Origin of the sequence: Pseudomonas prosekii (genome assembly GCF_900105155.1) — a bacterium.
Lineage (GTDB): Bacteria > Pseudomonadota > Gammaproteobacteria > Pseudomonadales > Pseudomonadaceae > Aquipseudomonas > Aquipseudomonas prosekii.
The window spans coordinates 1,778,542-1,800,167 of the sequence record NZ_LT629762.1 but is presented as its reverse complement, the minus strand read 5'-3'; the positions used below and the strand labels follow the sequence as shown (position 1 = coordinate 1,800,167).

Sequence of the window (21,626 nt, the reverse complement as noted above, 5' to 3'; positions counted from 1 at the left end):
GCGTCATGCAGTTGATTGAACATTCCGACTCGCCGCGCTACATCCGCCTGCACCCGCGCGACAACGTAGTGATTGTGGTCAATGACCAAGGCGTACCGGCCGGCACTGAATTTCCCGACGGTCTGGTTACCGTGGATTTCGTTCCGCAAAGCCACAAAGTCACGCTCGAGGACATCCCCGAGGGCGGCCTGGTGATTCGTTACGGCCAGACCATCGGCTACGCGTTGCAGCCGATCCCGCGTGGCAGTTGGGTCAAGGAAGATCAACTGCGCATGCCCACCGCGCCACCGCTGGACAGCCTGCCGCTGTCCACCGATGTGCCGGCGACGCAGGCACCGCTGGAAGGCTTCACGTTCGAGGGTTATCGCAACGCCGACGGCACCGTCGGCACGCGCAATATTCTCGGGATCACCACCACGGTGCAGTGCGTGACCGGCGTGCTCGACCATGCGGTCAAACGCATCAAAGACGAGTTGCTGCCGCGCTATCCGAATGTCGATGACGTGGTGGCGCTGACCCACAGTTATGGCTGCGGCGTGGCGATTACCGCCACCGACGCTTACATCCCGATTCGCACCGTGCGCAATCTGGCGCGCAACCCGAACCTGGGCGGCGAAGCCTTGGTGATCAGCCTCGGTTGCGAGAAATTGCAGGCCGGGCAGGTGATGCACGAGAACGACAGCTCGGTGGATTTGAGCGACCCGTGGCTGTATCGCTTGCAGGATTCGAGTCACGGTTTCACCGAAATGATCGAGCAGATCATGGCGCTGGCCGAAACCCGTCTGAAGAAGCTCGACCAACGTCGCCGCGAAACCGTGCCGGCGTCCGAGTTGATCCTCGGCATGCAGTGCGGCGGCAGCGATGCGTTCTCCGGCATCACCGCCAACCCGGCGCTGGGTTATGCCTCGGACCTGCTGCTGCGCGCGGGCGCGACGGTGATGTTTTCCGAAGTCACCGAAGTGCGCGACGCGATTTACCTGCTGACCTCGCGTGCCGAAAGCACCGAAGTCGCCGAGGAACTGGTGCGCGAAATGGACTGGTACGACCGTTACCTGGCCAAGGGCGAAGCGGACCGCAGCGCTAATACCACGCCGGGCAACAAGAAGGGCGGGTTGTCGAACATTGTCGAGAAGTCGCTGGGCTCGATCGTCAAATCCGGCAGCAGCGCGATCAACGGCGTGCTCGGCCCGGGCGAACGTTTCAAGCGCAAAGGGCTGATTTTTTGCGCAACCCCGGCGAGTGATTTTGTCTGCGGCACGTTGCAATTGGCGGCGGGGATGAACCTGCACGTGTTCACCACCGGGCGCGGCACGCCGTACGGTTTGGCGATGGCGCCCGTGGTGAAGGTGTCGACGCGGACCGAATTGGCGCAGCGCTGGCCGGATCTGATCGACATCGATGCCGGGCGGATCGCGACCGGGCGTGCCTCGATCGAGGACCTCGGCTGGGAGTTGTTCCACTACTACCTGGACGTCGCCAGCGGCAAGAAACAGACGTGGGCTGAGCAGCACAAGCTGTACAACGACATCACCCTGTTCAACCCGGCGCCGATCACCTGAGACCGAGTCGCCTGCATCGCGAGCAAGCTCGCTCCCACGGGGATCTCGGCCACACCGGAGATCAAATGTGGGAGCGAGCTTGCTCGCGATAGCGCGATGACAGACGCCGAGGGACTTGCTGGCTTATCATTAGCCCCCTAACGACGCCCACCCCCAAGGTCTCCCGGCATGCTGGCTATTTTCCTCGAAACCCTGAACATCACCGCGCCGGTGTTTGCCATGCTGTTTCTCGGTGTGCTGCTCAAGCGCATCAACTGGATCAACGACAATTTCATTCACACGGCGTCGGCCCTGGTGTTCAACGTCACCATGCCGGCGCTGCTGTTTCTCGGCATCTTGCACGCCGACCTGCACGCCGCGCTGCAACCGGCACTGCTGATCTACTTCTCGATCGCCACGCTCGTTTGCTTCGCCATCGCCTGGGGCTGGGCGATCTGGAAGTGCCCGCGTGAAGATCGCGGCATCTACACCCAAGGCGCGTTTCGCGGCAACAACGGCGTGATCGGTCTGGCGCTGGCGGCGAGCATGTACGGCGACTACGGGATTTCCCTCGGGGCGATTCTCGCGGCGCTGGTCATTCTCTTCTACAACACCCTGTCGACCATCGTGCTGGCGGTGTACAGCCCGGTGATCAAGTCCGATCCGTGGAGCATCTGCAAAAGCGTGATGGCCAACCCGTTGATCGTCAGCGTGTTGGCCGCGGCGCCATTTGCCTATTTCAAGATCGGTCTGCCGGGCTGGCTGGAGACCTCCGGCCAATACCTGGCGCAAACCACGCTGCCGCTGGCGTTGATCTGCATTGGCGGCACCTTGTCGCTGGCGGCGTTGCGCAAAAGCGGCAACATGGCGCTGAGTTCTAGCCTGGTGAAGATGATCGGTTTGCCGGTGCTGGCGACGGTGGGCGCGTGGCTCTGGGGCTTTCGTGGCGCGGAGCTGGGGATTCTGTTTCTTTACTTCGGCAGCCCGACGGCGGCGGCGAGTTTTGTCATGGCGCGTCAGGCCAATGGCAACCATGAACTGGCGGCGGCGATTATCGTGATTACAACGCTGATGGCGGCGGTGACCACCAATATCGGGATCTTTGTGTTGCAGTGGGGTGGGTGGATTTAACCCCAGGATTTGCGGTGATATTGAGGGCCTCTTCGCGGGCAAGCCTCGCTCCTACAGGGGGATCACCGACCCTGTAGGAGCGAGCCTTGCCCGCGAAGGCCATCGACCTGCTTACTCTGGCTTCTGATAACTATCAATCACTTCCTGCGCCGCCCGAAACGCATCAACCGCCGCCGGCACACCCGCGTACACCGCGCAATGCAGCAGCGCTTCGCGGATCTCTTCCACGGTGCAACCGTTGTTCAGCGCACCGCGCACGTGACCTTTCAACTCTTGCGGGCACTTCAACGCGGTCAGCGCCGCGAGGGTGATCAGGCTGCGGGTTTTCAGCGGCAGACCTTCGCGATTCCACACGCTGCCCCACGCGTGATCATTGACGAAATCCTGCAGCGGCTGGCTGAACTCGGTGGCATTGCCGAGCGCGCGGTCAACGAATGCATCGCCCATCACTTGCCGGCGCACTTCGACGCCGGGCTTCTTCTGGTCGGTCATGGCACATCCTTCTTGTGGTGTTGGCGACGCCAGGCGCGCAGCGACGTGAACAGCAGAAACGCCACCAGCGCCGGCAGGACGAATATCAGCATCAGGTGTTCAAGCTTGCCGGCCAGCGGCATGCCCGTGGTGAACGACACCACGTGCAGCCCATACGCCAGGTACAAACCGAGAAACAGCAGGCCTTCGGCGCGCGTCACTCGATAACCGGAATAGAACACCGGCAGGCACAGCACGGCGACGCCGAGCATCACTGGCAAGTCGAAATCCAGCGCGTTCGGCGACACCGACAGCGGCGCGGGCGCCACCAGCGCGGTCAAACCGAGCACGCCGAGAAGGTTGAACAGGTTGCTGCCGATCACGTTGCCGACGGCAATCTCGCGTTGACCGCGCAAAGCGGCAATCAGCGACGTGGCGAGCACCGGCAATGAAGTGCTGATCGCCACCACGGTCAGGCCGATGATCCGCTCCGACAACCCGAGGTCAGTCGCCACCGACACTGCTGCGCCGAGCAACAAATGCCCGGCATACACCAACATCGCCAGCCCGGCGACGATCATCAGCAGGCTGCTGATCCACGGTGCGCGTGGCGTTGACGGCTGACTCGAATGCGGGCGCGCCGAATGCTGCGACTGGCGCAGCAACAATCCCAGATACAACACCAGCGCGGCGAGCAGGATGATGCCGTCGGTGCGGCTCAGTTCTTCGTTCCAGGCCAGTAAACACACGAGCAGGCTGGCGCCGATCATCAGCGGAATATCCAGCCGCACCACTTGACGCGACACGCGCAGCGGGATGATCAGCGCCGACAAACCGAGGATCACGAGGATGTTGAAGATGCTGCTGCCGATCACGCTGCCGACGGCGATGTCTTGGTTATGCGCAAGCATGGCTTGCAGGCTCACGGCCATTTGCGGCGCGCTGCTGCCGAGGGCGACGATGGTCAGGCCGATGATCAGCGGCCGCACATGCAGGCGCGCGGCCAGGCGCACGGCGGCGCGCACCATCAGTTCGGCGCCGGCGATCAGCAGTAGCAGGCCGCCGAGCAATTCGAGCACGCTCAGCAGCGGGATGTCGGTTAATCCGTAGATGATCGGCGCTCCATCAGTCGTCCAGAGCCTGCACGCAAACCTTCGCGGTACCACTGCGCAACATGCCCAGGCGCTCGGCGGCGGCGTGGGACACGTCGATCAGGCGCCCACGGCTGTGCGGGCCGCGATCATTAATGCGCACCACGCAGGATTTGTCATTGTTCAGGTTGGTGATTTTCACCCGGGTGCCGAAAGGTAATTGGCGGTGGGCGGCTGTCAGGGAATTCTTGTTGAAACGCTCGCCGCTGGCGGTGCGTTTGCCTTGGTGTCTGGTGCCGTAATAGGACGCGGTGCCGGTCTTGTCGTAACCATGCGGATCGATGATGCCGTCACTGGCGCAACCGGGCAGCAGGACGATCAGAGCGAGCAGGGCGCAGGCGCCGAACAGACGCTTCATTCAGTGGTTTCCCAATACAAATGTGGGAGCTGGCCTGTGTGGCGAGGTGGCTTGTTGTGGCGAGGGGGCTTGCCCCCGTTGGACTGCGCAGCGGTCCCAAAATCTGAACGCGATGTTCAGAAATCGGGGCCGCTTCGCGACCCAACGGGGGCAAGCCCCCTCGCCACAGAAGCGCCCCAGCCACAACAGCTCGCTCCCACAGGGATTTGAGCCAGTTTTGAATGCTGGCTCCATGTCGATCAGCCTTCGAGCTTGCTTTTCAGCAGTTCGTTAACCTGTTGCGGGTTGGCCTTGCCTTTGGAGGCTTTCATGGCCTGGCCGACGAAGAAACCGAACATCTTGCCGCGCTTGGCTTCGTCTGCCGCACGGTATTGTTCAACTTGCTCGGCGTTGGCCGCGAGCATTTCGTCGAGCACCGCCGAGATCGCGCCGCTGTCGGTGACTTGCTTCAAGCCGCGCTTCTCGATGATCTCGTCGGCGCTGCCTTCGCCGTTGGCCATCGCTTCAAACACAACCTTGGCGATCTTGCCGGAGATGGTGTTATCGGTGATGCGCAACAGCATGCCGCCCAGTTGCTCGGCGGAAACCGGCGACTGATCGATGTCCAGACCCTGTTTGTTCAACAAGCTGCCCAATTCAACCATGACCCAGTTGGCCGCCAGTTTGGCGTCGCCGCCAATGCTTGCGACTTTCTCGAAGTAATCGGCTTGCTCGCGGCTGGTGGCGAGGACGCTGGCGTCGTACACCGACAGGCCGAATTGCGCCTGGAAACGCTCGCGTTTTTGCGGCGGCAATTCCGGCAGCGTGGCGCGCACGTCGTCGAGGAACGAATCCTCGATGACCACCGGCAGCAGGTCCGGATCGGGGAAGTAACGGTAGTCGTTGGCTTCCTCTTTACTGCGCATCGGACGGGTTTCGTCCTTGTTCGGATCGTACAGGCGGGTCTGCTGGATCACTTTGCCGCCGTCTTCGATCAGCTCGATCTGGCGACGCACTTCGCTGTTGATCGCCTTCTCGATGAAGCGGAACGAGTTGACGTTCTTGATCTCGCAGCGCGTGCCGAACTCGACCTGGCCTTTCGGACGGATCGACACGTTGCAGTCGCAACGCAGCGAACCTTCAGCCATGTTGCCGTCGCAAATGCCCAGGTAACGCACCAGCGCGTGGACGGTTTTTACGTAGGCCACGGCTTCCTTGGCGCTGCGCATGTCCGGCTCGGAAACGATTTCCAGCAGCGGCGTGCCGGCACGGTTCAAGTCGATGCCGGTGGCGCCGTTGAATTCTTCGTGCAGGCTCTTGCCGGCGTCTTCTTCCAGGTGCGCACGGGTTACGCCGACACGTTTGATCGTGCCGTCTTCCATGGCGATGTCCAAATGGCCCTTGCCGACAATCGGCAGTTCCATCTGGCTGATCTGGTAACCCTTCGGCAGGTCCGGGTAGAAGTAGTTTTTACGCGCGAACACGTTGTGCTGGCCGATCTCGGCGTCAATCGCCAAGCCGAACATCACCGCCATGCGCACCGCTTCCTGGTTCAGCACCGGCAGCACGCCGGGCATGCCCAGGTCGACGAGGCTGGCCTGAGTGTTCGGCTCGGAACCGAAGGTGGTGGAACTACCGGAAAAGATTTTCGACCGGGTGGTGAGCTGTGTATGAATCTCCAGCCCGATCACGACTTCCCATTGCATGTGTTTCTCCTCAGAAGCCGGTTGGGGTGCGGGTGTGCCAGTCAGTGTTCAACTGATACTGGTGCGCAACGTTGAGCAAACGGCCTTCCTGGAAATACGGGGCGAGCAATTGCACGCCGACCGGCAGACCGTCGACAAAACCGGCTGGCATCGACAGACCCGGCAGGCCCGCGAGGTTGGCGGTGATGGTGTAGACGTCTTCCAGATAGGCAGCGACCGGGTCGCTGTTCTTCGCGCCAAGCTTCCAGGCCGGGTTCGGCGTGGTTGGGCCAAGGATGATGTCGACCTCATTAAAAGCCGCCATGAAGTCGTTCTTCACCAGACGACGGATCTTCTGCGCTTTCAGGTAGTAGGCGTCGTAGTAGCCGGCCGACAGCGCGTAGGCGCCGACCATGATCCGGCGCTGCACTTCGGCGCCGAAACCTTCACCACGGGAACGCTTGTACAGGTCTTCCAGGCTTTTCGGGTCTTCGCAGCGATGGCCGAAACGCACGCCGTCGAAACGCGACAGGTTGGAGGAGGCTTCTGCAGGCGCGATCACGTAGTACGCAGGAATCGCGTGCTGCATGTTCGGCAGGCTGATTTCCTTGACCACGGCGCCGAGCTTTTCCAGCTCCTTGACGCTGTTGTGGATCAGCTCGGCGATGCGCGGGTCGAGACCGGCGCTGAAGTATTCCTTCGGCACGCCGATGCGCAGGCCTTGCAGCGAGCTATTAAGGCTGGCGCTGTAATCCGGCACCGGTTCGTCGATGCTGGTGGAATCATTGGCATCAAAACCGGCCATGCCTTGCAGCAGGATCGCGCAGTCTTCGGCAGTGCGCGCCAACGGGCCGCCCTGGTCGAGGCTCGACGCGTAGGCAATCATGCCCCAGCGCGACACACGACCGTAGGTCGGTTTCAGGCCGGTGAGGTTGGTGAACGCTGCCGGTTGGCGGATCGAGCCGCCGGTGTCGGTAGCGGTCGCCGCTGGCAACAGGCGCGCGGCAACCGCGGCCGCCGAACCACCGGAGGAACCGCCCGGCACGTGTTCCAGATTCCACGGGTTTTTCACCGCGCCGTAGTAGCTCGACTCGTTGGCCGAACCCATGGCGAATTCGTCCATGTTGGTTTTGCCCAGCGTCACGGCGCCGGCCGCAGCCAGTTTGGCGACGACGGTGGCGTCGTACGGTGCCTTGAAGTTATCGAGCATCTTCGAGCCGCAGCTGGTGCGAATGCCCTGAGTGCAGAACAGATCCTTGTGGGCGATCGGCGCACCGAGCAGGGCGCCGCTCTCACCATTGGCGCGGCGCACGTCAGCGGCTTTCGCCTGCTGGAGCGCCAGGTCTTCGGTGAGGCTGATGAAGCTGTTGAGCTGAGGATCGAGCTGGGCGATGCGCGCCAGCAGGACTTTGGTCAGCTCTTCGGAAGAAAACTTTTTATCGGCGAGTCCGCGGGCGATCTCGGCCAGAGTCATTTGATGCATTGCAGGCTCTTTCCCTTTAGTCGATGACTTTCGGAACCAGGTACAGGCCGTTTTCGACCGCTGGTGCGATGGACTGATAGGCCTCGCGATGATTGGTCTCGGTCACCACGTCTGCGCGCAGGCGTTGGCTGGCTTCCAGTGGGTGGGCCAGCGGCTCGATACCGTCGGTATTGACCGCCTGCATTTCGTCGACCAGCCCGAGAATGCTGTTCAGGGCCGAAGTGATGTGTGGAAGATCGGCATCATTCAGGCCTAGGCAGGCCAGATGAGCGATTTTTTCCACGTCGGAGCGTTCAAGCGCCATGGGATTCTCCAGTGGAAAACAGAACGGACGGCGTCCGTGTGTTAGATTGTCGGAACACTACCGCATTTCTACGGTCATAAGGCCGCGATTGTGGGGGTTGGTGCACAGAAAAGCGGCCAATTTAACATATTGGCGCCTTGCCCAAAATCCCTGTCGTTGTTAGAGTTTGCCGCACTTTTTTACCCACGCGTTGCCTAGGGTCCCTTTCCCATGTTCAAGAAACTGCGTGGCATGTTTTCCAGCGATCTTTCCATTGACCTGGGCACTGCCAACACCCTTATTTACGTGCGCGAGCGCGGTATCGTCCTGAATGAGCCATCGGTTGTGGCTATTCGGACACACGGTAATCAGAAAAGTGTCGTTGCTGTCGGCACCGAGGCCAAGCGCATGCTCGGCCGTACGCCGGGCAACATTGCCGCCATTCGTCCGATGAAAGATGGCGTTATCGCCGACTTCAGCGTCTGCGAAAAGATGCTGCAGTACTTTATCAACAAGGTTCACGAAAACAGCTTTCTGCAGCCTAGCCCTCGTGTGCTGATCTGCGTTCCATGCAAATCGACCCAGGTCGAGCGTCGCGCCATCCGCGAATCGGCTCTCGGCGCCGGTGCCCGTGAAGTGTTCCTGATCGAAGAGCCAATGGCTGCTGCGATCGGTGCCGGCCTGCCGGTTGAAGAAGCCCGCGGTTCGATGGTTGTCGATATCGGTGGCGGTACCACTGAAATCGCCCTGATCTCCCTCAACGGTGTGGTTTACGCCGAATCCGTACGGGTTGGCGGCGACCGCTTCGACGAAGCGATCATCACTTATGTGCGTCGCAACTACGGCAGCCTGATCGGCGAATCCACCGCCGAGCGTATCAAGCAGGAAATCGGCACAGCCTACCCGGGCGGCGAAGTCCGTGAAGTCGACGTCCGTGGCCGTAACCTGGCCGAAGGCGTCCCGCGCGCATTCACCCTGAACTCCAATGAAGTGCTGGAAGCTCTGCAAGAGTCGCTGGCGACCATCGTTCAGGCAGTGAAAAGCGCGCTGGAGCAATCGCCGCCGGAACTGGCTTCCGATATCGCCGAGCGTGGCCTGGTGCTGACCGGTGGTGGCGCGCTGTTGCGTGATCTCGACAAGTTGCTGGCCCAGGAAACCGGTCTGCCGGTGATCGTTGCCGAAGATCCGCTGACCTGTGTTGCTCGCGGCGGTGGTCGTGCCCTGGAAATGATGGATAAACACACCATGGACCTGCTCTCCAGCGAATAAGTCGTTGGTTTGCCTCTATGCTGTTGGCGCGCAGGCAGCACTTTGCAGTGCTGCCTGTTGGCGTTTATCTTCTGTCAGTCTGCATCCAGGCCGGTTTGATGCCGTATGAATAAAGAGAACATTTGCCTGGGAGGAGCGGCCTATTAAACCGCTCTTCACCAAAGGTCCCTCACTGGGCGTGCGCTTGTTGGTGCTGGTCGTGCTGTCGGTCGCGCTGATGGTGGTCGATGCCCGCTTCACACTGCTCAAGCCAGTGCGTAGCCAGATGTCGCTGGTGCTGATGCAGTCTTACTGGATCACCGACCTGCCGCAGCGGCTATGGCAAGGTGTGGCCAGCCAGTTTGGCAGCCGTACCGAACTGGTCGCCGAGAACGAAAAACTCAAGACCGAAAACCTGCTGCTGCAGGGCCGCATGCAAAAGCTTGCCGCCCTCACCGAGCAGAACGTGCGGCTGCGCGAGTTGCTCAATTCCTCCGCGCTGGTCAACGAAAAGGTCGAAGTCGCCGAGTTGATCGGCATGGACCCCAACCCGTTCACCCATCGCATCATCATCAACAAGGGTGAGCGCGACGGTGTGGTCCTCGGTCAGCCGGTGCTCGATGCGCGCGGCCTGATGGGCCAGGTGGTCGAGTTGATGCCGTACACCTCCCGCGTGCTGCTGCTTACCGACACGACTCACAGCATTCCGGTGCAAGTGAACCGCAACGGTCTGCGCGCGATTGCCAGCGGCACTGGCAACCCGGAACGCCTGGAATTGCGTCACGTCGCCGACACTGCCGACATCAAGGAAGGCGATCTGCTGGTCAGCTCCGGCCTCGGTCAGCGTTTCCCGGCGGGTTATCCGGTGGCGACGGTCAAGGAAGTGATCCACGATTCCGGCCAGCCGTTCGCGATCGTTCGCGCCGTGCCGACCGCCGCGTTGAACCGCAGCCGTTACTTGCTGCTGGTGTTCAGCGATGGCCGCACTGCTGAAGAACGCGCCAACGAAGCCGCTCAGGCCCAGGAAGCGCTGGACCAGTACGGCGGCGGACCGATGATTCCAAGCACCGTGCCGAGACCTGCGCCCAACGCCGCACCTGCCGCCGCCGCACCCGCAGCCGCTACACCCGCAGCCGCTACACCTGCAACCGCAACCCCGGCGGCCGCCACGCCAGCAGCGGCAACCCCGGCCAAACCGCCGGCGACCACCCGCGCGACCAAACCACCTGCCTCGCAACCGGCCGCCACCAAGCCGCCAGCTGCCAAACCGCCTGTCTCTGCACCGGCCACCACTGGGGGAAGAGAATAATGGCCGGTGCTACTTCATCGCGTAACGGCTGGATCGTCTGGCTGACCTTCGCCATCGGTCTGCTGCTCAGCGTTTCGCCGCTGCCGCAGTTCATGGAAATTCTTCGTCCGCTGTGGCTGGCCCTGCTGCTGGCCTTCTGGGCGCTGGCCTTGCCGCAGAAAGTCGGGATGGTCACCGCGTGGTGCCTGGGGCTGGCCGAAGACGTGCTCTACGGCACGTTGCTCGGCCAGAATGCGTTGATCCTGACGCTGATCACGTTCCTGGTGTTGTCGCTGCAACAACGCCTGCGGATGTTCCCGATGTGGCAGCAATGCCTGGTGATTCTGGTGATCTTCGGCCTCGCGCAATTGGTCCAGTTGTGGCTCAGCGCCCTGACCGGCAACCGCCAGCCAACGTTGGCGCTGGTGCTCCCGGCACTGGTGAGCGCGTTGCTCTGGCCGTGGATCAGCTTCGGTCTGCGCGGCTTGCGTCGGCGTTACAAAATCAACTAATTCGGTCAGGCATTTGCCCGCACCTCGACAAGGGAGATGTCTTGATGAAAACGTTGTACCTCGCCTCAGGCTCGCCGCGTCGGCGTGAACTGCTCACGCAGATCGGCGTGCCGTTCTCCGTCATCAGCGCGGACATCGATGAAACCCCTCTGAACCACGAAACCCCGTCGGCCTATGTCGAGCGTCTGGCGCGCGGCAAAGCCGAGGCCGGGCGTCGTACACTGGTATCTGCCGAAGCGGGCTGCGTATTGGGCGCCGACACTGCCGTGGTGCTGGACGGGAAAATTCTCGGCAAACCAGTGGACGAAGCCGAGGCGTGCGCCATGCTCAAGCTGTTGTCCGGGCGAGAGCACGAAGTGCTGACCGCCGTGGCCGTGCTGGATGGCGAGCGTTGCGAGTCGCTGGTGGTGCGCAGCCTGGTGCGGTTCCGCTCGATCAGCGCCGAGCAGGCCGCTGCCTACTGGGCCAGCGGCGAACCGCGGGACAAGGCCGGCGGTTATGGCATTCAAGGGCTGGGCGCGGTGTTTGTCGCCGGGCTCAATGGCAGCTATTCGGCGGTGGTCGGATTGCCGTTGTGCGAAACCGCAGAACTCCTCGGCCATTTCGGCATACCCTGTTGGCAAACCCCTAACGCGCGCTAAGCGTCGTACTGACTAGATGCGGCCATTATCGTGAACATGCCTGAACGAGACCCTGCCATGAGTGAAGAGATTCTGATCAACATCACGCCGATGGAATCGCGCGTGGCGGTGGTTGAAAACGGTGTTCTGCAAGAGGTTCATGTCGAACGCACGCAAAAGCGCGGGATCGTCGGCAACATCTATAAAGGCAAGGTTGTACGGGTTTTGCCAGGCATGCAGGCAGCCTTCGTGGATATTGGCCTGGACCGCGCCGCGTTTATTCACGCCTCGGAAATCTCCCTGCGCGAAGGCCCGGCGGTCGAAAGCATCAGCAGCCTGGTTCACGAAGGCCAGAGCCTGGTGGTCCAGGTCACCAAAGACCCGATCGGCTCCAAAGGCGCGCGCCTGACCACGCAATTGTCGATCCCGTCGCGTTATCTGGTGTACATGCCGCGCACCGCGCACGTCGGCATTTCCCTGAAGATTGAAGACGAAGGCGAGCGCGAACGCCTCAAGCAAGTGGTCACCGATTGCGTGGCCAAGGAAGGGATCAAGGAGGCCGGCGGTTTCATCCTGCGCACTGCCGCCGAAGGCGCGGGCGCCGAGGAAATCCTCATGGACATCCGCTACCTGCGGCGTTTGTGGGACCAGATCAACGACCAGATCAAAACCATCGGCGCGCCAAGCGTGATCTACGAAGACCTCGGCTTGGCGCTGCGTACGTTGCGCGATCTGGTCAGCCCGAAGATCGAGAAGATCCGCATCGACTCGCGCGAAACCTTCCAGAAAACCACGCAGTTTGTCGCCGAACTGATGCCGGAAATCGCTGACCGCCTCGAGCATTACCCCGGCGAGCGGCCGATTTTCGACCTGTACGGCGTCGAAGACGAAATCCAGAAAGCCCTGGAACGCAAAGTCCCGTTGAAGTCCGGCGGCTATCTGGTGGTCGATCCGGCGGAAGCCATGAGCACCATCGACGTCAACACCGGGGCGTTCGTCGGCCATCGCAACCTCGAAGAAACCATCTTCAAGACCAACCTCGAAGCCGCCACCGCGATTGCCCGCCAACTGCGCCTGCGCAACCTCGGCGGGATCATCATCATCGACTTCATCGACATGGAAGACGAAGAGCACCAGCGCCAGGTCTTGCGCACGCTGGAGAAACAGCTGGAACGCGATCACGCCAAGACCAACATCATCGGCATCACCGAGTTGGGCCTAGTGCAAATGACCCGCAAGCGCACCCGCGAAAGTCTCGAACAAGTGCTGTGCGAGCCGTGCAGCAGTTGCCAGGGGCGCGGCAAGTTGAAAACCCCGGAAACCGTCTGCTACGAAATTTTCCGCGAGATCCTCCGCGAGGCCCGCGCCTATCAGGCTGAAGGCTATCGGGTGTTGGCGAATCAGAAAGTCGTCGATCGCTTGCTCGATGAAGAGTCGGGCAACGTCGCCGAGCTCGAAGGATTTATCGGTCGGACCATTCGTTTTCAGGTCGAAACCATGTATTCGCAGGAACAATACGACGTGGTGCTGCTCTGAACCTCCAGGTTTCACCGCGACTAGATCGGCTGGCCTCAGCTTTTTGCAGAACTTTTGCCATGGGAGCCAACTGACATGGACCGTCTGACACGCATTTTGGCTGCACTGACCCGCTGGGGGCTGGGCTTGTGCGCATTGGTTCTGGTGCTGATGGCGTTGTATGTCAGCCTCGGCCGCGAACTGACGCCGCTGGTGGCTGAATACCGCGCCGACATCGAGACCAAAGCCACCGAAGCGCTGGGCATGCCCCTGCAAATCGGCGCGCTTGAAGGAAACTGGAGCGGCTTTGCGCCGATTTTGCTCGCGCATGACGTCACCGTTGGCGCCGGCACCAATGCCTTGCGGCTGGACAATGTGCGCGTGGTGCCCAATCTCTGGGCCAGCCTGTTGGCCCGCGAAGTCCGCATTGCGCACCTTGAGCTGAATGGGCTGAAGATCAGCCTCAAGGAAGGCGCGGACGGCAAGTGGGCGCTGGAAGGCCTGCCGGTAAAAGACGATCAGCCGCTCGACCCGGAGCAACTGCTCAAGCGCATGCAAATGGTCGAACAGCTGTCGGTGCTCGACAGCCAGGTCACGTTGCAACCGCTCGACCATCCGCCGCTGACGTTCACTTATGTCGGCCTGAACCTGAAAACCGGCGCGTCGCGGCAACGTCTCGATGCGCGCCTGACGTTGCCCGATGGCCAACCGGTCGCCATGAGCCTGCGCACCCGCGTGCGCGCCAACGCTTGGAAGGACGGCAAGGCTGATGCCTATGTCAGTTTGCCGCAAAGCGATTGGTCGAAATGGTTGCCCGAGCGCCTGACCCAGCAATGGAATTTCTCTGAGCTCAAGGCGGGCGGTGAGGTGTGGCTGAACTGGGGCGAGGGCACCGTGCAAAGCGCGGCGATTCGTCTGAACGCCCCGCAACTCAAGGGCGCTTACGCCGAGCGCAAGCCGATCCAGATCAACAATCTGGCGCTCAATGCTTATTTCCAACGCAGCACCGAGGGCGCATTGCTCACCCTCGATTCGCTGTCGATGAACCTCGGCGACACGCGCTGGGAAACTCATCTGCAAATCAAACAAAGCGTCGCCAGCGGTACAGAGCAGGAGCTTTGGCACCTGCAAGCCGATCGCCTCGATTTGACCCCGCTGACGCCGTTGATCAACGCGCTGGGCCCACTGCCGCAAGGCGTGGCCACCGCCGTCGAAAAACTCAAAGTCACCGGCGCATTGCGCAATGTGCTGCTGGACATGCGCCCTTACGCCACCGACGACAGCAAATTCAGTTTCGCCGCGAATCTGGAGCGGGTCGGCTTCGACGCCTACCACGGCGCTCCGGCGGCGCGAAATGTCAGCGGCAGCATCAGCGGCGACCTCGGTCACGGCGAGCTGCGCATGGACAGCAAAGACTTCGTCCTGCACCTGGACCCGATTTTCGCCAAGCCATGGCAATACATTCAGGCCAATGCGCGGCTGACCTGGAAGCTGGATAAAGAAGGTTTCACCCTCGTCGCGCCGTACCTCAAGGTGCTCGGCGAAGAGGGCAAGATTGCCGGCGACTTCCTGATTCGCCTGCACTTCGACCGCAGCCAGGAAGACTACATGGACCTGCGCGTCGGTCTGGTCGAGGGCGACGGCAAATACACCGCCAAGTACCTGCCCACGGTGCTCAGCCCGGCGCTCGATGAATGGCTGCGCACGGCGATTCTCAAAGGCGCGGTGGAGGAAGGTTTCTTCCAGTATCAAGGCTCGCTGAACCACGGCGCGGCGGATACCGCGCGCAGCATCAGCCTGTTCTTCAAGGTCCACGACGCCGAACTGGCCTTCCAGCCAGGCTGGCCGCACATCAGCAAAGTCAGTGGCGACGTGTTTATCGAAGACAGCGGCGTGCGCATTCTGGCCAGCAAGGGTCAGTTGCTCGACACCCAGGTGCGCGATGTTTACGTCAACATCCCGCACGCACCGGCCGGGCAAAACGTCCACATGTTCCTCGACGGCGCATTCGCCGGCGGCTTGGGCGATGGTTTGAAAATCCTCCAGCAAGCGCCGATTGGCACCGCCGAGACCTTCGCCGGTTGGGAAGGCGAGGGCGATCTGCAAGGCAAACTGAAGCTGGATATTCCGCTGGCCAAGGGTGATCAACCGAATATTCTGGTCGACTTCAAAACCGCCAAGGCCCGGCTGAAGCTGGCTGAACCGTCGCTGGAACTGACGCAGCTCAAGGGCGATTTCCGTTTCGACAGCAACAAGGGTTTGAGCGGGCAAAACATCAGCGCACGCGCTTTCGACAAACCGGTGACCGCGCAGATTTTCGCTGATGGCAGCCCGGGCAAACTCGATACGCGAGTCGCCGCTTCCGGTCAGGTCGAGGTCAAGAAACTCACTGACTGGCTCGCGGTGACGCAGCCGTTGCCGGTCTCCGGCACCGTGCCTTATCAGCTGCAATTGAACCTGAATGGCGCCGACAGCCAGTTGATCGTCAGCTCCAATCTGCAAGGCGTTGCGGTCGATTTGCCGGCGCCGTTCGGCATGGCCGCCGATGTCGGGCGCGACACGGTGTTCCGCATGACCCTGCAAGGGCCGGAGCGGCGTTATTGGGTGACGTATGGCGATCTGGCGAATTTCACCTTCGCTTCGCCACCGGGCAATTTTGCCGACGGTCGTGGTGAATTGTTCCTCGGTGCCGGCAATGCCGTGTTGCCGGCGAGTAAAGGCTTGCGCATCAGCGGTGTGTTGTCCGAATTGGACGTCGGGCCGTGGAAGGCCTTGGCCGATAAATACGCCGGCCAGGATCCGGGTGGCAGCGCCAAGCAGTTGCTCAGCGGCGCGGATTTCAAAGTAGGCAAGCTCAGCGGCATCGGCACCACGCTGGATCAGGCCTCGGTGCAGTTGAACCGCAAGCCGTCGGTGTGGGCGTTGCAACTCGACAGCCAACAGGTGAAGGGCAGCGCGACGATCCCCGACGCGAAAGCCGCGCCGATTGCGATCAATCTGCAATACGTGAAGTTGCCCGCTCCCGACCCGACCGCGCTGGCCGACGAAAACTCGCCGGACCCGCTGGTGGACGTCGACCCGACGAAGATTCCGGCGCTGGATATCACCATCAATCAGTTGTTCCAGGGCAATGACCTGGTCGGCGCGTGGTCGCTGAAAGTGCGCCCGACCGCCAAGGGCATCGCGCTCAACACGCTGGACATGGGCCTCAAAGGCATTTTGTTGCAGGGCAGCGGCGGCTGGGAAGGCGCGCCGGGCGCGACCAACAGTTGGTACAAGGGCCGGATCAGCGGCAAGAACCTCGCCGATGTGTTGAAGGGCTGGGGTTTTGCGCCGAGCGTGACCAGTGAAGAATTTCACATGGACGTCGATGGCCGCTGGCCCGGCTCGCCGGCGTGGGTCGCGACCAAACGCTTCTCCGGCAGCCTCGACGCGTCGCTGAATAAAGGGCAGTTCGTCGAAGTCGAGGGCAGCGCCCAGGCATTGCGGGTGTTCGGCCTGCTCAACTTCAACTCCATCGGTCGTCGCTTGCGCCTGGACTTCTCCGATCTGTTCGGCAAAGGCCTGAGCTACGACCGGGTCAAAGGCCTGCTGGTGGCGAGCAACGGCGTCTACGTGACGCGCGAGCCGATCCTGATGACCGGTCCGTCGAGCAATATCGAACTCAACGGCACGTTGAATCTGGTTGAAGACAAGGTCGATGCCAAGTTGCTGGTGACCTTGCCGGTGACCAACAACCTGCCGATTGCCGCGCTGATCGTCGGCGCCCCGGCCATTGGCGGCGCGTTGTTCCTGATCGACAAGCTGATCGGCGACCGCGTGGCACGTTTCGCCAGCGTCAAATACACCGTCAAAGGCCCGTGGAAAGAACCGAAAATCACCTTCGAGAAGCCTTTTTGAGAATCTTCCCCCGGGTTTGATGGAGTAGCATGGCGCTGCCCCTACGGGTTCTGTGATGTTTTGGAATGGGAGGCGCCATGTCTGTTGCGGTGATTCAAATGGTCAGCCAGAGCGATGTGCTGGCCAATCTTGCGCAGGCCCGGCGCCTGCTCGAACACGCGGCGAACGGCGGCGCACGCCTGGCAGTGCTGCCGGAAAACTTCGCCGCCATGGGCCGCCGCGACACCGCTGCCATCGGTCGCGCCGAGGCCATGGGCGAAGGCCCGATCCTGCCATGGTTGAAAGACACCGCTCGCGCCCTCAAGTTATGGATAGTCGCCGGCACTTTGCCGTTGCCGCCGGTCGATGCACCGTTGGCCAAAGTGCATGCCTGCTCGCTGCTGGTGGATGATCACGGCGAAACCGTTGCACGGTATGACAAGCTGCACCTGTTCGACGTCGATGTGGCGGACAATCGCGGGCGTTATCGTGAATCCGATGACTATGCTTATGGCAGTGGTGTCGTGGTTGCGGACACGCCCGTTGGACGTGTGGGCCTGAGCGTGTGTTATGACTTGCGTTTCCCGGAGCTGTACAGCGAACTGCGCGCCGCCGGGGCCGAGTTGATCACTGCACCGTCGGCGTTTACCGCCGTGACCGGCGCGGCGCATTGGGACGTGCTGATTCGTGCCCGCGCCATCGAAACCCAGTGTTATGTGCTGGCGGCCGCCCAGGGTGGCGTCCATCCGGGGCCGCGAGAGACTTACGGACATGCCGCCATCGTTGACCCGTGGGGTCGCGTATTGGCGCAACAGGATCAAGGCGAGGCCGTGCTGCTGGCCGAACGCGATAGCAGCGAACAGGCGTCCATCCGGGCGCGGATGCCGGTTTCCAGTCACCGGCGCTTTTTCTCGCAGGGCGCCCAGCGACCTGCCTCAGAACGATGAATTTAAGGCGTAAAGCATATGAGCGAGTTGTTGTCCTCAGTCAGTGACCACCTGTTAGCGCCCGGCGGCGTGACCATCGAAAGCCTGCAAAGTGTGCTCGGTGATCTGGCCGGGCCAGGCATTGATGCCGCCGATCTGTATTTCCAGGGGCAGATTTCCGAATCCTGGGCGCTGGAAGACGGCATCGTCAAGGAAGGCAGCTTCAACCTCGACCAGGGTGTCGGCGTACGCGCGCAATCGGGTGAAAAAACCGGTTTCGCCTACAGCAACGCGATCACCCTCGAAGCGCTGGGCGCAGCGGCCCGAGCCGCGCGCTCGATCTCCCGCGCCGGGCAGAACGGCACCGTGCAAGCGTTTACCACGCAGGATGTCGCCCAGTTGTACGGGCCGGACAACCCGCTTGAAGTGCTGACCCGCGCCGAGAAGGTCGACCTGCTCAAGCGCATCGACATCGCCACGCGCGCCCTCGACCCGCGCATTCAGCAAGTCACCGTGAGCATGGCCGGGGTCTGGGAACGCATTCTCGTTGCGTCCACCGACGGCAGCCTGGCGGCGGATGTGCGGCCACTGGTGCGCTTCAACGTCAGCGTGATCGTCGAGCAGAATGGCCGCCGCGAGCGCGGTGGGCATGGCGGCGGCGGTCGTACCGATTACCGTTATTTCCTCGCCGAAGACCGCGCCATGGGCTATGCCCGTGAAGCCTTGCGCCAGGCGCTGGTCAATCTGGAAGCGATTCCGGCGCCGGCCGGCACGTTGCCGGTGGTACTCGGTTCGGGCTGGTCCGGCGTGCTGTTGCACGAAGCGGTCGGCCACGGTCTGGAAGGCGATTTCAACCGCAAGGGCAGCTCGGCTTACAGCGGGCGCATGGGCGAGATGGTTGCGTCGAAACTCTGCACCATCGTCGATGACGGCACGCTGGCCGGGCGTCGCGGCTCGTTGAGCGTCGATGACGAAGGCACCCCGACCGAGTGCACCACGCTGATCGAAAACGGCGTACTCAAGGGTTATATGCAAGACAAACTCAACGCCCGATTGATGGGCGTGGCGCGCACCGGCAACGGTCGTCGCGAATCCTACGCGCACCTGCCGATGCCGCGCATGACCAACACTTACATGCTCGCCGGCGAGAGTGATCCGGCAGAAATCATTGCGTCGGTGAAACGCGGTATCTACTGCGCCAACCTCGGCGGTGGTCAGGTGGATATCACCAGCGGCAAGTTCGTGTTCTCCACCAGCGAGGCGTATTTGATCGAGGACGGCAAAATCACCGCTCCGGTCAAAGGCGCAACGTTGATCGGCAACGGCCCGGAGGCGATGAGCAAAGTGTCGATGGTGGGTAACGACTTGTCGCTGGACAGCGGCGTCGGGACTTGCGGCAAGGATGGGCAGTCGGTGCCGGTGGGTGTCGGCCAGCCAACCCTGAAAATTGATGCGATCACTGTCGGTGGTACAGGATCGTAAGGGTTTTTGAATAGTAAGGTCTTTGGAATAGTAAGGGCTTTTGAATAAGTGAAGCTTCGGGTGAGCCGCGTGGCGACTCACCCGATTCGGGACTTAACGCAGACCGCGTTGAGTCTCGTCCAGCTCACGAATGTACTTGAAGATTTTGCGGCTGGTTGCCGGCGGCTTGTTGGTCGCCAGTTCGTGCTGGGCCTGACGGATCAGGGAGCGCAACTGTTGACGATCAGCTTCCGGGTAATCGACAACGAATTTCTCCAGGACCGCGTCATCGCCTGCGATCAAGCGATCGCGCCAGCGTTCCAGGCCATGGAATCGTTCGTTGTATTGCCGGGTGGAGGCATCGAGTTGATCGAGCAAGGTCAAAATGGCGTCAGTGTCCTGATCGCGCATCAGTTTGCCGATGAACATGAGGTGCCGTTTACGCGCGATATTCGCGGTGTGCTTGGGCGCATCGGCCAGAGCCCGGCGCATAGCGTCGGTCAACGGCAGTTTTGCCAGCAAGTCAGGCTTGAGCGTTGTAAGGCGTTCGCCGAGGTCAACCAGAGCATGCAGCTCGCGTTTGACCTGGGATTTGCTTTTTTCTCCCGTATCGAGGGAGTCGTCGTAAGAATCAACCATGGTGGCCGTCCGCAAAGAAACGCCGCCATGATAACCAGTCGGGGGCCGCTTGTCCGGCCCGGTCGCTCGATGGCCCTAGCCGAAAGCAGAATTTGAGTGGAGAACAGCATGAGTGCAGTTGAAAGCGTCGGCCCACAAGCGTTGCCGGCACTGCAAGAGCAAGTCGAGCAGATCATCGCTGAAGCCAAACGTCAGGGCGCCAGCGCCTGTGAAGTCGCGGTGTCGCTGGAGCAGGGCCTGTCCACGTCGGTACGCCAGCGCGAAGTCGAAACCGTCGAATTCAATCGCGATCAGGGGTTTGGCATCACCTTGTACGTCGGCCAGCGCAAAGGCTCGGCGAGCACTTCGGCCAGTGGCCCGGAGGCGATTCGTGAAACCGTCGCCGCCGCGCTGGCGATCGCCAAGCACACCTCGGAAGACGAGGCGTCGGGCCTCGCCGATGCGGCGCTGATGGCCAAGGATCTGCAGGATTTCGACCTGTTCCACGAATGGGACATCACCCCGGAGCAAGCCATCGAAATGGCGCTGAGCTGCGAAGCGGCAGCGTTTGATACCGATAGCCGGATCAAGAACGCCGACGGCACCACGCTCAGCACGCATCAGGGCTGCCGCGTTTACGGCAACAGCCACGGTTTTATCGGCGGTTATGCGTCGACCCGCCACAGCCTCAGTTGCGTGATGATCGCCGAGGCCGAAGGGCAGATGCAGCGTGATTATTGGTATGACGTCAGCCGTCAGGGCAGTTTGCTGGCAGACCCGGTGAGCATCGGCCAACGTGCCGCGCAACGGGCGGCGAGCCGTCTGGGCGCGCGTCCGGTGCCGACCTGTGAAGTGCCGGTGCTGTTTTCGGCGGAGCTGGCCGGTGGTTTGTTCGGCAGCTTCCTCTCGGCGGTGTCCGGCGGCAGTCTGTATCGCAAATCGTCGTTTCTGGAAGGCTCGCTTGGGCAGAAGCTGTTCCCGGAATGGCTGACCCTCGATGAGCGTCCGCACTTGATGCGCGCGATGGGCAGCTCGGCGTTCGATGGCGATGGTCTGGCGACTTATGCCAAGCCGTTCGTCGAAAATGGCGTGCTGGTCTCGTACATTCTCGGCACCTATTCCGGGCGCAAACTCGGCATGCCGAGCACCGCCAACGCTGGCGGCGTGCACAACCTGTTCGTCACCCATGGCGACGAAGACCAGGCGGCACTGCTGCGGCGCATGGGTCGCGGGTTGCTGGTCACCGAGTTGATGGGCCATGGCCTGAACATGGTGACCGGCGATTACTCGCGCGGCGCGGCGGGTTTCTGGGTCGAGAACGGCGAAATCCAGTTCGCGGTCCAGGAAGTGACGATTGCCGGCAACATGCGTGACATGTTCAAGCAGATCGTCGCGGTGGGTAATGACCTGGAGCTGCGCAGCAATATCCGCACCGGTTCGGTGTTGATCGAGCGGATGACGGTCGCGGGTAGCTAAAACC

18 protein-coding genes are annotated in these 21,626 nt (G+C 61.7%); 11 read left to right on the top strand and 7 right to left on the bottom strand.

Translation table 11 applies throughout. The features are described from left to right. The first annotated feature begins 5 nt into the window (after positions 1-5). Positions 6-1,559 (top strand): galactarate dehydratase, encoded by a 1,554-nt coding sequence (gene garD / locus BLU01_RS08400; RefSeq protein ID WP_092273340.1) that lies wholly within the window; start codon positions 6-8, stop codon positions 1,557-1,559. A gap of 168 nt (positions 1,560-1,727) precedes the next feature. Then, on the top strand, positions 1,728-2,669 hold the full coding sequence (locus BLU01_RS08395; protein WP_092273337.1) for an AEC family transporter: 942 nt from the start codon (positions 1,728-1,730) through the stop codon (positions 2,667-2,669). A 111-nt stretch (positions 2,670-2,780) separates the two neighbouring features. Here BLU01_RS08395 and BLU01_RS08390 read toward each other — a convergent pair whose 3' ends face one another. From BLU01_RS08390 to gatC, 6 genes are all read right to left on the bottom strand, one after another. Further along, complete coding sequence (locus tag BLU01_RS08390) at positions 2,781-3,161, bottom strand: carboxymuconolactone decarboxylase family protein (protein ID WP_092273334.1); 381 nt, start codon at positions 3,159-3,161, stop codon at positions 2,781-2,783. Further along, on the bottom strand, positions 3,158-4,219 hold the full coding sequence (locus tag BLU01_RS08385) for a calcium/sodium antiporter (protein WP_092273330.1): 1,062 nt from the start codon (positions 4,217-4,219) through the stop codon (positions 3,158-3,160). The genes BLU01_RS08390 and BLU01_RS08385 overlap by 4 nt, the downstream gene beginning before the upstream one ends. Before the next feature lie 46 nt (positions 4,220-4,265). Next, positions 4,266-4,649 carry a septal ring lytic transglycosylase RlpA family protein gene (locus tag BLU01_RS08380; protein WP_092273328.1) on the bottom strand — a complete coding sequence of 128 codons (384 nt, stop codon included), beginning with the start codon at positions 4,647-4,649 and terminating at the stop codon, positions 4,266-4,268. A gap of 239 nt (positions 4,650-4,888) precedes the next feature. Further along, positions 4,889-6,334, bottom strand: coding sequence for an Asp-tRNA(Asn)/Glu-tRNA(Gln) amidotransferase subunit GatB (gene gatB, locus BLU01_RS08375; RefSeq protein WP_092273325.1), 1,446 nt, complete (start codon positions 6,332-6,334; stop codon positions 4,889-4,891). A gap of 10 nt (positions 6,335-6,344) precedes the next feature. Then, a complete protein-coding gene (gatA, locus tag BLU01_RS08370; RefSeq protein ID WP_092273322.1) occupies positions 6,345-7,796 on the bottom strand; it encodes an Asp-tRNA(Asn)/Glu-tRNA(Gln) amidotransferase subunit GatA in 1,452 nt (483 codons plus the stop codon). Positions 7,797-7,812: 16 nt separating this feature from the next. After that, positions 7,813-8,100, bottom strand: a complete 288-nt coding sequence (gatC, locus tag BLU01_RS08365) for an Asp-tRNA(Asn)/Glu-tRNA(Gln) amidotransferase subunit GatC (protein WP_007901429.1) — start codon at positions 8,098-8,100, stop codon at positions 7,813-7,815. A 210-nt stretch (positions 8,101-8,310) separates the two neighbouring features. On the opposite strand from gatC, the gene mreB reads away from it, so the two are divergent. The 8 genes from mreB to tldD all read left to right on the top strand — a co-directional run bounded on the left by mreB (position 8,311) and on the right by tldD (position 19,549). Next, on the top strand, positions 8,311-9,348 hold the full coding sequence (gene mreB, locus BLU01_RS08360) for a rod shape-determining protein MreB (RefSeq protein ID WP_002555108.1): 1,038 nt from the start codon (positions 8,311-8,313) through the stop codon (positions 9,346-9,348). 142 nt (positions 9,349-9,490) lie between these two features. Then, entirely contained in the window at positions 9,491-10,636 is a 1,146-nt protein-coding gene (gene mreC / locus BLU01_RS08355; RefSeq protein WP_092273319.1) for a rod shape-determining protein MreC, read from the top strand. Beyond that, entirely contained in the window at positions 10,636-11,127 is a 492-nt protein-coding gene (mreD, locus tag BLU01_RS08350) for a rod shape-determining protein MreD (RefSeq protein ID WP_092273316.1), read from the top strand. Before mreC ends, mreD begins: the two co-directional genes overlap by 1 nt. 44 nt (positions 11,128-11,171) lie before the next feature. Next, positions 11,172-11,768, top strand: coding sequence for a Maf family protein (locus BLU01_RS08345; protein WP_092273314.1), 597 nt, complete (start codon positions 11,172-11,174; stop codon positions 11,766-11,768). A gap of 57 nt (positions 11,769-11,825) precedes the next feature. Then, on the top strand, positions 11,826-13,283 hold the full coding sequence (gene rng, locus BLU01_RS08340) for a ribonuclease G (protein ID WP_092273311.1): 1,458 nt from the start codon (positions 11,826-11,828) through the stop codon (positions 13,281-13,283). Between the two features lie 75 nt (positions 13,284-13,358). Further along, the gene (locus tag BLU01_RS08335; protein ID WP_092273308.1) at positions 13,359-17,162 is read left to right on the top strand and encodes a YhdP family protein; all 3,804 of its coding nucleotides are present in this window, start codon (positions 13,359-13,361) and stop codon (positions 17,160-17,162) included. 77 nt (positions 17,163-17,239) lie between these two features. Next, positions 17,240-18,088: a carbon-nitrogen hydrolase family protein gene (locus tag BLU01_RS08330; RefSeq protein WP_092273305.1), complete on the top strand. Its 849-nt coding sequence runs from the start codon at positions 17,240-17,242 to the stop codon at positions 18,086-18,088. 18 nt (positions 18,089-18,106) lie between these two features. Then, positions 18,107-19,549, top strand: a complete 1,443-nt coding sequence (gene tldD, locus BLU01_RS08325) for a metalloprotease TldD (RefSeq protein ID WP_092273302.1) — start codon at positions 18,107-18,109, stop codon at positions 19,547-19,549. A gap of 93 nt (positions 19,550-19,642) precedes the next feature. Here tldD and yjgA read toward each other — a convergent pair whose 3' ends face one another. Then, a complete protein-coding gene (yjgA, locus tag BLU01_RS08320) occupies positions 19,643-20,167 on the bottom strand; it encodes a ribosome biogenesis factor YjgA (RefSeq protein ID WP_092273299.1) in 525 nt (174 codons plus the stop codon). A gap of 108 nt (positions 20,168-20,275) precedes the next feature. On the opposite strand from yjgA, the gene pmbA reads away from it, so the two are divergent. Next, entirely contained in the window at positions 20,276-21,622 is a 1,347-nt protein-coding gene (gene pmbA / locus BLU01_RS08315; RefSeq protein WP_092273296.1) for a metalloprotease PmbA, read from the top strand. The last annotated feature ends 4 nt before the right edge of the window (positions 21,623-21,626 follow it).